The organism is Streptomyces sp. NPDC037288, from assembly GCF_055603265.1.
This window is the reverse complement of record NZ_JBVJVY010000026.1, coordinates 59,949-72,664: the sequence shown is the minus strand read 5'-3', so window position 1 is coordinate 72,664 and position 12,716 is coordinate 59,949. Positions and strand designations below refer to the sequence as shown.

16 protein-coding genes, 1 tRNA gene and 1 pseudogene are annotated in these 12,716 nt (G+C 68.1%); 11 read left to right on the top strand and 7 right to left on the bottom strand.

Going from position 1 to position 12,716, the window contains the following annotated elements; all coding sequences use genetic code 11:
- Window positions 1–70: 70 nt before the first annotated feature.
- From ACZ7GZ_RS26740 to ACZ7GZ_RS26730, 3 genes are all read right to left on the bottom strand, one after another.
- Window positions 71–388: a hypothetical protein gene (locus tag ACZ7GZ_RS26740; RefSeq protein WP_450797890.1), complete on the bottom strand. Its 318-nt coding sequence runs from the start codon at window positions 386–388 to the stop codon at window positions 71–73.
- Between the two features lie 113 nt (window positions 389–501).
- Window positions 502–1,149, bottom strand: coding sequence for an ATP-dependent Clp protease proteolytic subunit (locus tag ACZ7GZ_RS26735; protein ID WP_471027919.1), 648 nt, complete (start codon window positions 1,147–1,149; stop codon window positions 502–504).
- 151 nt (window positions 1,150–1,300) lie between these two features.
- Window positions 1,301–2,125 (bottom strand): thioesterase domain-containing protein, encoded by an 825-nt coding sequence (locus ACZ7GZ_RS26730; RefSeq protein ID WP_471027918.1) that lies wholly within the window; start codon window positions 2,123–2,125, stop codon window positions 1,301–1,303.
- A gap of 74 nt (window positions 2,126–2,199) precedes the next feature.
- Here ACZ7GZ_RS26730 and ACZ7GZ_RS26725 point away from each other — a divergent pair, with 74 nt between their 5' ends.
- From ACZ7GZ_RS26725 to ACZ7GZ_RS26705, 5 genes are all read left to right on the top strand, one after another.
- Window positions 2,200–2,502 carry a type II toxin-antitoxin system Phd/YefM family antitoxin gene (locus ACZ7GZ_RS26725; protein ID WP_471027917.1) on the top strand — a complete coding sequence of 101 codons (303 nt, stop codon included), beginning with the start codon at window positions 2,200–2,202 and terminating at the stop codon, window positions 2,500–2,502.
- A gap of 179 nt (window positions 2,503–2,681) precedes the next feature.
- The gene (locus ACZ7GZ_RS26720; RefSeq protein ID WP_471027981.1) at window positions 2,682–3,008 is read left to right on the top strand and encodes a pore-forming ESAT-6 family protein; all 327 of its coding nucleotides are present in this window, start codon (window positions 2,682–2,684) and stop codon (window positions 3,006–3,008) included.
- Window positions 3,009–3,059: 51 nt separating this feature from the next.
- Window positions 3,060–3,536, top strand: a complete 477-nt coding sequence (locus tag ACZ7GZ_RS26715; RefSeq protein WP_471027916.1) for a hypothetical protein — start codon at window positions 3,060–3,062, stop codon at window positions 3,534–3,536.
- Between the two features lie 121 nt (window positions 3,537–3,657).
- Window positions 3,658–3,951 carry a hypothetical protein gene (locus tag ACZ7GZ_RS26710; RefSeq protein ID WP_471027914.1) on the top strand — a complete coding sequence of 98 codons (294 nt, stop codon included), beginning with the start codon at window positions 3,658–3,660 and terminating at the stop codon, window positions 3,949–3,951.
- Between the two features lie 13 nt (window positions 3,952–3,964).
- Complete coding sequence (locus tag ACZ7GZ_RS26705; protein WP_471027912.1) at window positions 3,965–4,291, top strand: DUF6177 family protein; 327 nt, start codon at window positions 3,965–3,967, stop codon at window positions 4,289–4,291.
- Between the two features lie 266 nt (window positions 4,292–4,557).
- Here the strand turns inward: ACZ7GZ_RS26705 and ACZ7GZ_RS26700 are convergent, their stop codons facing one another.
- Window positions 4,558–4,683, bottom strand: a complete 126-nt coding sequence (locus ACZ7GZ_RS26700; RefSeq protein ID WP_471027911.1) for a hypothetical protein — start codon at window positions 4,681–4,683, stop codon at window positions 4,558–4,560.
- 641 nt (window positions 4,684–5,324) lie between these two features.
- Between ACZ7GZ_RS26700 and ACZ7GZ_RS26695 the strand changes: the two genes are divergently transcribed.
- The 5 genes and pseudogenes from ACZ7GZ_RS26695 to ACZ7GZ_RS26675 all read left to right on the top strand — a co-directional run.
- Window positions 5,325–5,594 (top strand): HAD family hydrolase, encoded by a 270-nt coding sequence (locus tag ACZ7GZ_RS26695; protein ID WP_471027909.1) that lies wholly within the window; start codon window positions 5,325–5,327, stop codon window positions 5,592–5,594.
- Between the two features lie 444 nt (window positions 5,595–6,038).
- Window positions 6,039–6,386, top strand: coding sequence for a DUF1036 domain-containing protein (locus ACZ7GZ_RS26690; protein WP_471027908.1), 348 nt, complete (start codon window positions 6,039–6,041; stop codon window positions 6,384–6,386).
- Between the two features lie 1,547 nt (window positions 6,387–7,933).
- Entirely contained in the window at window positions 7,934–8,503 is a 570-nt protein-coding gene (locus ACZ7GZ_RS26685) for a hypothetical protein (RefSeq protein ID WP_471027906.1), read from the top strand.
- Window positions 8,504–8,511: 8 nt separating this feature from the next.
- Complete coding sequence (locus ACZ7GZ_RS26680) at window positions 8,512–8,688, top strand: hypothetical protein (protein WP_471027905.1); 177 nt, start codon at window positions 8,512–8,514, stop codon at window positions 8,686–8,688.
- 285 nt (window positions 8,689–8,973) lie between these two features.
- Window positions 8,974–9,786, top strand: a pseudogene (locus tag ACZ7GZ_RS26675) (site-specific integrase); the annotation flags it as partial.
- Between the two features lie 138 nt (window positions 9,787–9,924).
- On the opposite strand, the gene ACZ7GZ_RS26670 reads toward ACZ7GZ_RS26675, so the two are convergent.
- The 3 genes from ACZ7GZ_RS26670 to ACZ7GZ_RS26660 form a co-directional block, all read right to left on the bottom strand.
- Window positions 9,925–9,998 (bottom strand) — tRNA-Pro (locus ACZ7GZ_RS26670).
- A gap of 65 nt (window positions 9,999–10,063) precedes the next feature.
- Window positions 10,064–10,822 carry a Pr6Pr family membrane protein gene (locus ACZ7GZ_RS26665; protein ID WP_471027904.1) on the bottom strand — a complete coding sequence of 253 codons (759 nt, stop codon included), beginning with the start codon at window positions 10,820–10,822 and terminating at the stop codon, window positions 10,064–10,066.
- A gap of 274 nt (window positions 10,823–11,096) precedes the next feature.
- A complete protein-coding gene (locus tag ACZ7GZ_RS26660; RefSeq protein WP_471027903.1) occupies window positions 11,097–12,020 on the bottom strand; it encodes a metallophosphoesterase in 924 nt (307 codons plus the stop codon).
- A gap of 143 nt (window positions 12,021–12,163) precedes the next feature.
- Between ACZ7GZ_RS26660 and ACZ7GZ_RS26655 the strand changes: the two genes are divergently transcribed.
- Window positions 12,164–12,631: a GatB/YqeY domain-containing protein gene (locus ACZ7GZ_RS26655; protein WP_471027902.1), complete on the top strand. Its 468-nt coding sequence runs from the start codon at window positions 12,164–12,166 to the stop codon at window positions 12,629–12,631.
- The last annotated feature ends 85 nt before the right edge of the window (window positions 12,632–12,716 follow it).

Here is a 12,716-nt window from a genome sequence, read left to right as displayed (position 1 = left end):
TCGATCTGAAGTCGCCGCGAAGTAAACGCGGCAGAAACGCGAGGAGGAGTCGCCGGGCTGCGCCGGGCAGTCAGGCGCCGCCGGACGGCGATCCGTTCCCGGGCGGTTCGAGCCTGGGGAGGAAGCGGTGCGCGTCGAGGGACTCCAGGGCCTTGGCCATCGTGCGCACGTGAATCTCCTTCTCCTGACGCTCGAACATCAGCGACAGCGCGTCCCGCAGGGCACGTGTCTCACCCACGAGCGCCTGAGCGGCGCGCAGCGCCGTGTACGTCCCCGTCGTCTGCGTCGGGTTGAGCTCGCTCAGTCGCTTCAGAATCGCCAGATAGGCATCGACGACCCGGCTTTCGGCCTCGGTGAGGGCCGGGATCTTGGGAGACTCGGGGAACATCAAGGACGCGACCGCCTGTCTGTACTCGTCTTCTGGTCATGCGGCCTCACCGGTCCCGGGCGCTGGAGCACCGCCGCGCCCGGGACCGGCCGGACCCTACTGCGTCACGGGGTTCAGTGTGCGTTGCGCGGAGTGATCACGTGGTCCACGATCCCGTATTCCAGGGCCTGTTCGGCCGTGAGGATCTTGTCGCGCTCGATGTCCTCACGGATCTTCTCGATCGGCTGGCTGGAGTGCTCGGCCAGCATCTCCTCCATCTGCCCACGCATCCGGAGAACCTCGTTGGCGGCGATCTCCAGGTCGGAGATCTGGCCGCGGCCGGTCTCGCTGTAGGGCTGGTGGATCAGCACGCGGGCGTTGGGCAGCGCCATGCGCTTGCCGGGCGTGCCGGCGGCCAGCAGGACGGCGGCGGCGGAGGCCGCCTGGCCCATGCAGACCGTCTGGATGTCCGGCTTGACGTACTGCATGGTGTCGTAGATCGCGGTCAGGGCCGTGAGGGAACCGCCGGGGCTGTTGATGTAGAGGGAGATGTCCCGGTCCGGGTCCATCGACTCCAGGCAGATCAGCTGCGACATGAGGTCGTTCGCCGAGGTGTCGTCGATATCCGCGCCCAGGAAGATGATGCGCTCCTCGAAGAGCTTGGCGTACGGGTCGTACTCGCGGACGCCGTGCGCACTGCGCTCGACGAAGCGCGGAACCACGTAACGCGCCTCGGGGCGGGGCAGTCGGGCGGACGGGTCGAAGACGTTCCGGGAAGTCACGATGCAGTCCTATCCAATGAGTTGTCGGCGGAAAGAAGGTGCGGAGAAAGGTGCCTTGCGGTCACGTGCGCCTGCGCGAAGGGCGTTCGCGGCGCCGTGAGTCTCTCGGGTGTCCGGCCGGCGCCGGGCAGGCGGCCGATGAGGGCCGGGATCACGTGGCGGTGGGAAGGGGTGCCGCGCCGGGCGGGACCGGGGCGCCCGCCCACTGTGCGACGGCCGAGTCGATGACGCGCGCCACGTCCTCCAGCCGGCCGGCGTCCATCATCGTGTAGTGGGTCCCCGCCGCCCAGGCGACGGACACGGGCCGGCCCACCACCTCGGACCAGCCCAGACAGTCCGGCGCCGCGTTCCAGCCGGTCTCGTCCCGTGCCCTGATGACCAGCAACGGCGCCGCACAGGGCGCCGCCTGCCAGCCCTCGTCGAAGATCCCCTGGTGCCAGCGGTACACCTCCCAGAAGGGGCGCAGGTCCCCACCGGTCAGCCCCGGCGTGGCGCTCGCCACCGAGATCAGCGCGGCCGCATGCTCGAGGAGGCCGTCCAGCGAGGACGAGCCCGCGCCGGACACGTCCACCCCGAAGAGCCCGCCCACCTCATGGGCGAGATCGGTCGTCCGGGTCTCCAGCACCTCGTGGGTCGCGCTGTCCAGCAGGACGACACCCGCCGCGGCGCGGCCCCTCTCCTCGGCGAGGCGCGCCATCTCCACGGCCACCGGACCGCTGAAGGACCACCCCACGAACACGGGCGTCGCGCCGCTCCCGCTCTCCAGGAACTCCGTCAGATACGCGTCCGCGATGCCGTCGATGGAGCGCGGGCGCGTGGGGTCGATCCCCGTGGAGTGGAAGGCGTAGACGGAGCAGTCCGACCTCAGGTGGGGCTGCAGCGCACGGAAGGACGCGGCCGATCCGCTCGCGGGGTGGATGAAGACCAGGGCGTGTGTCCCGCCCGACGACTTCAAGCAGATCAGGTTGCCGCCCACTGCACAGAGCTCCTTGTCGATCACACCTGCACCCGGAATAAATGTACAGGACGTACAGAACTATGATCGCAAGCATGGCTTACGAGGTTCCGGTGACGCAAGCGCGAGCCGAGCTCGCGGAACTGATCAACCGTGTGGTGTACGGCCGCGAGCGCGTGTTCATCACGCGCCACGGCAAACCGCTCGTCGCCCTCGTGGCAGCAGACGAGTTGGAGCGACTGGACGAGTCCGCGCAGCAGTCGCAGGAACCGGAGGAGCGGGTGATCGGAACCGTGTCCATCGTGTCCGAGAGCGCGTCCTCCGACAGGAACCAGGGCCGCTACGGCCTCGTCGCCGAATACGGCAACCCGTACCCGTACGGCTCCGACCGGCCCTGAGGACCAACGCGCCTTGGGCGCACGGCCGTTGATGGCCGGGCCGGAATGGCCCTCGCCCTCGCCCTGTCGCGTGAACCAGAACACGCCACTTCGGTCGTTGCGCGTTGCGCCTGCAACTCGGGGTGCGAGAAGATGTCCGACGCACTGCGGGCTCCGGACATCTCAGGGCGGCAACGGCGATTGAGCAGTCCCAGCGCACGCAGAACCAGGACCGCCGCTCGTACGACACCGGCGCCTCCGCCGACGTGCAGACCAGCCCGTCCGGGATCAACGGTCAGCCGGAGTGCGTGCTGACCGACCGCGACCGTGCGGTCAAGGCCGCGATGGCCGACTTCCAGGCCGACGGTGTCTCGGACGAGTACCACGGCAAGGACGTCCGGTGGCACAAGGCCGCGGCCGAGGTGCGCGAGATCATCCGTCTGGTCCGCACCGCGCTGGAGCAGAACGACGGCACCGCACAGGCCACCCTCGCAAAAGCGAAGGCAGCGGTCGACAACATCGGCTGACCCGCGGACGGCGGTGTCCCTCTGGCGTGAGGATTCAGTAGCCTGCGCGCCGTGGCTGACATATTCGAGCTGATGCTTGCGCTGGACTTGCGTGACGAGTTGTCGGCGGCGGACCTCACGGAGCTGCGATGGCACCTCGGAACCGGCCCCCAGCCGGACACACTCCGTATCGTCCCCGAATTTCCGGTCGTGGTAGAGGAGGAAGACGGAGAGTTCGTCATCGAGGACCATCCCGAGCCCCTTCTGGGCCAGCACGGTGCCGGCTACAAGGTTGAGGGGGCACTCGTCTCCGTGCTGGTGCGTCGGCAGGACACGGGGCAGGAGGGCTGGGCGCTGACCAGCCGACAGGAAATACATCCGGACGATTTCGAGCGCACTGGTGAACTCCTCAGCTGGCTCGCGGCCAAGGCCGGTGAGCGGCACCGAGGCTCCGGCGGCGACGTCCATCTGGGCTGGATCCGGTTCCACGAGGAGTGCCGGCCCGTGCCGTTGGTAGTGCGTGACGGCGCAGCAGTCTGGCCGTCGTAGGTCTGTGGCTGGTCGCGGTCCACACAACCGGGTGAGGACTGGTTCGGCAGGTCGTCTGCCATCCGCAAGGCGAGAAGATGTTCGATGAGCTCCCGACTGTCCAGCGAACCGGATTTGAGTGATGTCAGCCCAGGATTACGACAGTCAGCTTCTTGAGTCCGTGGCGGTGCGGCGTCGGCGGTTGCGTGATGCCGTGTTGTTCGGGGCGCAGCGACAGCGGCGGACCGTTGACGAGAGGCTGGGGAAGGCGTTCGCGGGGGTGGTGATCGCCGCGGTGGTGTGTGCGGGGTGCGTGGGGTGGTCCTTCGTCGCGCACCGCGTGATCGGGAAGGCTCCGTACGGGACCCCGGCACCCGTGTCCACGCCCTCCCGACAGCCCACCTCTCCACCGAAGCCTGCGAATTCGGCCCGATGATAGGTTCGAACGCGTGATATCCCGGGGGACTGTGAGCCGTACGGCACTGAGTCGAGTCACATTGGTCGGTGAGCGGCGTCGGGTGACCACTCCGGCCCACTACGAACCACCGTCTATCCCGGTCTCTCTCACTCTCGGCCCGGACGCCGTGGCCGACCTCGGCATCAGCCATGCCCGCAACGCCCTGCCGGACAACCTCCCGACCCAACTCGGCCCTGCCGCTCGCCCCGCCCTGCACTACGCGTTTGGCGACGGCACCGACCCCGCCGCCTGGCAACGCCTGCGACACATCAACGAACACCTGAAAGGTGGAAGCGGGGGAGCTGCCCAACCGTCCTGACAGTCGCAGCCCCATCGGCCCCAGCGGCCCACCTCCACCGCATTCCTGCGGTCGAGCACTACATCCGCCGGTGCCCAGCACTGTTACCGCAGGGTGTACTCACACATGTGCTTGCCGTCGGCGCCACCCGGGTCCTCTGCGACCTTCTTACCATCGACGGTGATCGAGCAAGGAGGAGCGGCGAACCGGCCGTTGGGCAGCATCGCAGTTCCCGGCACGAGGTGCACGGTAATCCCGACCTTGCGTTCCGTGCTGTTCAAGGTGATTTAGCGCGACTTCCTCCACGGCAGCGTGGCTTGCTCGGAGCGGTTGGTGTCGAGGTTGTAGTAGATGCTGGACTTGCCCTTGCCGCCGACTTCGAAGGACAACCTGGTACGTCCTGTGCTGGCCATAGGAGGCTGGCTTCGCCGACGACGACTGGACCAACGACCAGCACAAGGCCGACGAGCACAACGCCCTCATGCATGGCGTGGCTGAAGCCGTCGTGGGCTTTCAGAAGGCGGAGCACAACGCGGCGGTCAGGATCGGTGCCATCAGCCCGGCGATGTGCCGCCCCGTCGGCGACGAGGCGGCACGTACGGCGTCAGCGTCGAAACGCTCGGCCGACCAAGATCTTCTCCCAGATTTCTCCCGAACGATCTCCAGGCCCCTGACCTGGTACTACAGCGTCGGGGTGGCGGAATTTGAACCCACGGCCTCTTCCTCCCGAACGCGATTTCGGGGGGTAGTTGACCTTGTGGGCGAGTGATTGGCCAGGTCCAACGGCCCGTGTTCCGTCCGTGGTTGTCCGCGGCGGTGCGGTGCGGGCTGTTGCTTTCGGCCCCCGTGGGAGCTTCCTGGAACGGCCGTGAGGCGCCCGCCATCGGTCGCGTAGCGTCGCCGTGTGCTGGCATTCTTCGACCTGGATGACGCCCTGATCGACCGACGGGGGCCTGGAGGACTGGGCCCGTGGCTTCGCGCGACCGCGGCGACTGCCTGGGGGATCGGAGTCCGTCATCTGTGAAGCGAGTACGTCGACGGCGTCGCGCGGTCGGTGCGCTGCCTCCCGGGGGTGCGGGAAGGACTCGAAGCGCTGTGCGGTGCGCGGTGGACGCTCGGCATCGCGACGAACGGAGCCGGGGACATCCAACGGGCCAATCTCGCCGCGAGGGGGCTTGCGCCGCACTTCGACGGCATCTGTGTCTCGGAGGAGATCGTAGCCAGGAAACCGGCGTACGAGCACTTGGAGGCTACCGCCGCGCTGTGCGGCGTCCGGCTCAGCGCCGGAGGGGGATGGTCGGGGACAACGCTGAGACGTATATAGGAGGGGGCGCGCGGCGGGGCTTCGTACGGCGTGGGTGGCCCATGGCCGTACATGGACCCCGTGAGCCCGATGCCGTGGTGCGGGGTGTCGCGGAGGCCATCAAGATGATGCGGGCGGCGGCAGGCCATTTAGCCTGATCGGGCCCTGCGCCGAGGCCTCGTACGGGGCACCTCCCACCCGCTGCGGTACGCCGCGCCTTCTCCCGGGAACCTCTCCGCTGCACCTGACCGACGGAGATAGGAGATCCCATGTCTCAGGAGGCTGCCGAGGCGGTCGATCCGAAAACCGATGCGGACGAAGAGGCACTGGAACGTGCCATCGCAGCGGGCCGGTCCGGCGCTCCCCCCGGTGGGACGGACAATTCGAGCCCGCAAAACGCTCTGACCCGGTCCGACGGAAGCCCGGCTGCCCGCAGGCAGCCGAGCGGCGAGTAGGAGGCGCGCCGTGGCGCTGAGGTTCAAGAACAATTACGAGCGCGAAATCTGGGCGATGGTCGAGCGCTACCAGCCCAACTGCTCGGCCAGCAGCAACTGGCTGAAGGAGGGTTGGTGGCGGATCGGCCCCGGGGAGAACGCCGTCGTCTACGGCGGTGACGCACAAGCCGTCAACCCGATCTGGTACTGCTACGCCTACGCGGGCGACGGCACCGAGTGGCGGGACAAATACCAGGAGACGGTCCCGCGCAGTGTCTTCGAGTGGTGTTCGAACGTCTCGGACTCGAGCTCGCGGACGATCCTCATGCTGGAGTTCACCGTGACCGCCCCGGACTTCACGTTCAACTTCAACCCGTAGCCAGCGGACCCGGGCGACCGACCGATCCGGGCCGTCCGCCTCGCCCCAGGCGGGGCGGGCGGACGGACGGTCTAGTCAGGCTCGCCGTCCGGGGTGCATGCAGGCGTTCGAGCGCGTCGGAGATGCTCAAGGACGTGCCCCTGAGGTCATTCCATCGGCTCATGACCGTGGCCGATGCTCCGCCAGATCGACAGGAAGCCCAGCCTCTCTCAGGGCGCCGGCCGCCTCGCCTGTTTCGGGGCCCCAGCGCCACGACCGCGCGGCCACCTTCGTAGGCCGTCTCTCCGAGGTAGCTGGTAGTTCGGCCCTGCGCGATGTCGAGTAGCTCCGCCTCTACTCCGTAGTCCCTGCGAGGGCGTACGAGACCGCGGCGAGGACACGGCTCGCCTTCTCGTAGCTGCTGTACGACAGCTTCAGCGCGGTCACTCACAACAGGAAGGGCCTGACCCGCTCATGCGAGTCAGGCCCTTGACCTGGTATTCACTGTCGGGGTGGCGGGATTTGAACCCACGACCTCTTCGTCCCGAAGCAACTTAGGCCGGCGCTCTGCCTTGGGTTGGTTGTTCCTCACCTGCGCCGATGGTCCGTACGCGTCCGTGCTCGTCCGCCGGTATGCGTTGGCGTTGTCACGCAGTTAGACACTCATGCAGGGGCCAGGCGCTTAGAAGATGCCGGCAAGCGGCGATCGGCCGATCCGACGGCAGTCCGCCGACTCCGCCTCGGGCTGCTGAGCGCCGCTGCCGTCCGCCGTCGTTGCCGTCAGTGTTGCCCTCACAGCAGGGACGCTCACCACTTGCCTTCGCCGCCTGCGACTGCCGCGATGCGCCGTTGGTCGCCGGCTTGGGGAGGGGAACGACGTTGATCATCCGTGGAGCACTCTGTCTGTTCATGCTGCTCGCGGTCAGCGCCTGCATGGCGGTGGCATGCGGTTACCGCAGTCGACGTGTGGATCTGGGACTGGGCAGACGCTGTGCGCAGGTCATACGGAAAGACCTGGAGAAGCCTTACCACCATGCGGATCTACTTCGGGATCGCGGGCGTTCTCCTCCTGGCAGGAGCGTTGCGCACCCTGGTGAGCTGACCGCGGCCCGACTCAGAATCCCTTCAGATGCCAAAGGCCCCGGACCAAGATCGGTCCAAGGCTTCTTCCCTGGTGCCCCCGGCGGGATTCGAACCTGTGACACGCGCTTTAGGAGTTCGATCACAGGATCCCTGCGGGCCTGCTCGCATTCTGACGGGCGCCGGTGAGACTTGGCCGAACTGCCCAGATCCGCGAACGTCCGTGCTCGTTGGTGTCGGGCATGGATGTCACCCGCTGAACTAGGCCAGTCCAGGCTTATCCATGGCTGTACCAGTGTCGGAGAACCAATCGGGTCCAACATTATCGCGTCATCAAATGGCGAAAGAACCCATCGAGCAGTGCCCCGTCCCGCCAGGCCCGTCTAGGCCGATGCAGCTCACGGGCTTCCGGGGAATGACCGAAACCCTACGTCCCACTCAACAAATCGTTCGAGACTGTCTATGTCGGTTCCTTAGAGTTCATGACCATGACATTACTCGCGAGAGGACGCATAGCTACCGCTGTCGGGGCACTCCTGCTGACGCTGGGAGCCGCACCGGTCGCGCACGCCGCCGGGACTGCCCTGGTCGAAGGTCATCGGGCAGTACCGGGAACGCAGGTCATCGAGTGGGGCAAGACAAAGGACGGTAAGCCGTACCACTTCACCTACCGCGCCGGTCAGCCGAAGCCGCGCACGATCGCAGCGGCTGCCCACTGCTCGATCTACATCTCCGATGTCAAGTTCCACGGGGCCGGCGCAGGCGCCTGGTTCCAGTGGGAGACGTCCCAAATATGCAGCGGGAACTACGGCTGGCAGTACATCCGGACCCAGATGTGGCGCAGCTCCTGGAGCGGCCCGCGTGGCTACACACCCTGGCACCAGTCGCCGAAGACCACAAAAAGCAGTGTCGACTACGGGTGGTCGGCCGACTGCAACGATGGCGGCGGCACCTACACGTACTATCCCGTTATGAAGGGTGTGGCCAGCTTCGGGTCCAGCCCTACAACTCGGTCGGACAACGACCTGCGCAAGAACTGCGGTACGTATCGGCCCTAGGAGGAGCCATGCCCGACGTGCCCCGGAAGTACTCCCCCGAAGGAACACCGCTCGCCCCGCTGTCGGACTGGCAGCACGTGCCGAGCGTCGACCACACGGCGGACACGCCGGTGGTAGTGCGGTGGTGGCGGCACCTGAGGGACGTGATGCCGTGGCCACGTCGGGCACATCGCCTGACGCACTGACTACCGCAGAACTTCCAGGCCCCCGTCAGCCACGACGGGGGCCTTCGCCGACCAGGACCAACTACTCCGTACATCACGTTAACGACGGGGGGCGGTGACGGCCCCACCACCGCAAACTGCGACATGCGGCGCCCGCCCGCGCGGCCGGCGGAGTCTCAATGACTGAGTCAAGGCGACGGGCGCCGACCGACAGTGAGGACGGCGCCCGTTCGAGACCGGGGCTTTGAGGTCTGTGCTCATCCTTGTCAGGTCGATCAGTGGGAGCCAGCGACAGCCGTCAATCGGCTGGACTCCTCGGCTGATGGTTCGCTGCGGTTCGGTGCTGACCGCTACACGGTGAAGGACGCCGTGACGGACTGGCTGGCGTACGGCCTGGCGGGCCTCGACCCCAGCACCGTCGAGACCGTGACGCTCCTGAGTCAGAAGCACGTGATCCCCTCGCTCGGCGCCCGCAAGCTGCGCGAGCTGAGCGCCGAGGACGTAGATCGCTGGCTGGCCACCAAAGCGAAGACGCTCAGCACGCGCACGCTCCAGGGAATCCACTCCTGCCTCAACCGCGCGGTCAAGCGGGCCATGGCGCGGGACAAGGTGAAGCGCAATGTCGTCGAGCTGTGCTCGGTGCTCCAGGGGCGGGCCGGGCGCCCGTCCAAGGCGCTCACCTTCGCCCAGGCCGAGGCCGTACTCAAGGGCGCCGAGGGGACCTCGATGTACGCCTACATCGTCGTCGCCCTGCTGACCGGGGCCCGTACTGAAGAACCGCGGGCGCTCACCTGGGACCACGTGTTCCTGAAAGGCCGACCGGACCTCGACCCGCCGCAGCCCCCGCACATCGCTGTCTGGCGGTCGGTCCGGCGAAGCCGCGACACGAAGACCCGGAAGTCCCGGCGCACGCTCGCTCTGCCGGCGTGCTGCGTCGAAGCCCTCTGGCAGCAGTTCGAAGATCAGGGATGGGATCGGCTCGCAGCTGATGACGAGTGGGAGGAACACGGCCTGGTCTTCTCGTCGGCCGTGGGCAAGCCGCTCGACGCTGCCAACGTCCGCCGCGCCTTCCGCCAGGCACTCAAGGGCATCGACGGGATCAACGCCGACGAGTGGACGGGATCTTCGGCACTGATCCACAGCGGCCGTAAGCGCGCGGGAATCACTCAGAAATCGATAGTCACGCACTTAGACACGCAGCAAAGCCAGAGGGCCCTCACCGAATCGGTAAGGGCCCTCTGACCTGCTACTTGGCTGTCGGGGTGGCGGGATTTGAACCCACGACCTCTTCGTCCCGAACGAAGCGCGCTGCCAAGCTGCGCCACACCCCGATGTCGCTGCTCTCGCGGCGACGACGTTTACTTTAGCCCACTGGTGGCTCCAGACGAAATCCGGTTTAGACCCGGCGGCGGACCGGGGTCGGGCGGGTGTGGTCCAGGGCTACGAGGAGGACGGCGAGGGCGTAGGTCCCGAGGCCGAGCAGGAGCGCGTTGGCCAGGGTGCTGCGGTAGCCGTGGGCGGACACGTCCAGGAAGGGATACAGGTAGCGGGAGGCGTCCGAGGGGGCGAGGAACGCCGCTCGGGTCAGGGAGAAGGCCAGGTAGCCCAGGGGGTAGAGGAGCCAGGCGGCCGTCTGGCGGAGGTGCAGCCGGGGTGCGGGAGTGAGCAGCAGCCAGTCCAGCAGGGCCGCGGCCGGCGTCACCGTGTGCAGGACTTGGAGGGTCGCCCACTGGGCGTGCCAGCGCTCCGGGGCCGCCGTCGCGCCGGTCATGGAGAACGGGGGCGTCGTGTGGGCCAGGAGCAGGTGGTAGACGAGCGCCGTGACCAGGGCGTAGAGGAGTGAGGCGCCGGTCACGGCGGAGGGAAGCGGCCGGCGGGCCCGGCCGGACCGGGACGCCGACAGGAGCATGACGACGGCCAGCAGGATGTTGGCCTGGACACTGAAGTAGCTGAGGGTGCGGGCCGGGGTGCCCAGCAGGAGCTCCAGGGCTACGCCGCCTGCCGCCGCCAGGGCGGTCAGCAGGCGGAAGAGCGCGACCATGGGGCGACGCACCGGCGCCACCACGGCCGTGGCCGGGACCGGGGTGGGCAGCAGCAGGGGCGGGCTCGGGACCGCGGGCAGGTCCGGGAGGTCCCTGGGTATCGGGGCGGTCATGCACCTGACGGTAGGAGCGGGGGAGAGGTGGGGCTATTCGGCGTAGTCCGGATGGGTTACGGCGTCCCCGCCCGCCGTGCTTCCGTCCGCCGTGCTTCCGTCCGCCGTACTTCCGCTCCCCCTACTTCCGTCCCCCCTACTTCCGTCCGCCGTACTTCCGCTCCCCCTACTTCCGCTCCCCCTACTTCCGTCCCCCTATTCCAGGCCCCCGTCCTTCCGGCTCCGTCCTTCCGGCCCCCGTACCTCCGGACGCCCCGCACTTCACGCGTTTGTGCTACCGCCCCACCAACGTCAGCAACGTCGCCTCCGGCGGGCACGCGAAGCGGATCGGGGTGTAGCGGTTGGTGCCGCAGCCCGCTGATACGTGGAGGTAGGAGGTGCGGCCGTCCGCCGTGTGGGTGGAGAGGCCCTTCACCCGGTCCGTGTCCAGGTCGCAGTTGGTGACCAGCGCGCCGTAGAAGGGGATGCACACCTGGCCGCCGTGGGTGTGGCCGGCCAGGATCAGGGGGTAGCCGTCCGCCGTGAACGCGTCCAGTGTGCGCAGGTAAGGGGCGTGGACCACGCCGAGCGAGAAGTCGTACGTCCCCGACGGGCCGCCCGCCACCCGGGCGTAGCGGTCGCGCTTGATGTGCGGGTCGTCGAGGCCCGTCAGCTCGATCGAGACGCCCTCGACCTTCAGGACACCCCGCGTGTTCGTCAGGTTCAGCCAGCCTGCCTCGTCGAAGCCGTCGCGCAGGTCCTCCCACGGGTTGTGGATCACGCCGACCGCCGGCGCGTTGCCGTTCAGGCCGTGTCGGCCGCTCGCCTTCTCCAGCAAGTAACGGGCGGGGTTGCGGAGTCTGGGACCGTAGTAGTCGTTGGAGCCGAAGACGTAGGCGCCCGGGAACTCCATCAGGGGGCCGAGGGAGTCCAGGACCTCCGGGATGCCCTCGGGGTCCGAGAGGTTGTCGCCGGTGTTGATCACGAAGTCCGGGCGCAGGCCCGCCAGCGACTGCAGCCACCGCTGCTTCTTGCGCTGGCCGCTCACCATGTGGATGTCGGAGACCTGCAGTACGCGCAGCGGACGCATGCCCGGCGGGAGGACCGGGACCGTCACTCGTCGCAGGCGGAAGGAGCGGGCCTCGAAGCCCGCCGCGTAGGCCAGCCCGGCGGCGCCTGCCGCCATGATTCCCAGGGGTACTCCGTATCGCGCGCGCATACGTCCATCGTGTCAGACCCCGGCGGCACGACGAGACCGGCCGGTTCTCGACCGCCCGACCGGCGTGCCCCCTGGGGCACAGGGCGCCGGCCGCCCCTAAATCAGCGGGCGTTCGGGCGGGCACACCTGCGACAATCGACCGCATGACCACCACGCTCAAGTCGAAGCTGCAGGACCACCTCAACGCCGCGATCAAGGAGCGCGACGAGCTCCGCTCCTCGACGCTCCGGCTGACGCTCGCCGCGATCACCAAGGAGGAGGTCGCGGGCAAGGAGAAGCGGGAGCTCTCCGACGACGAGGTCCTCAAGGTGATCACCCGCGAGGCGAAGAAGCGCCGTGAGGCGGCCGACGCCTTCGCGCAGGGCGGTCGCCCGGAGCAGGCCGAGCGGGAGAAGGCGGAGGGCGAGGTGCTCGCCGACTACCTGCCCAAGCAGCTGTCCGACGAGGAGCTGAACGCGATCGTCGCCCAGGCCGTGGAAGAGGCGAAGGCGGCCGGCGCCGAGGGGCCGCGGGCCATGGGCGCCGTCATGAAGATCGTGAACCCGAAGGTGGCCGGTCAGGCCGAGGGCGGCCGCGTCGCCGCCGCGGTGAAGAAGCTGCTTCAGGGCTGAGCGACCGCCAGAGACACGGCGGCAGCTACCGGGATACGGCGGCAGCTACCGGTATGCGGTGGCGGGGCCGCGCCCTTCTCGCGAA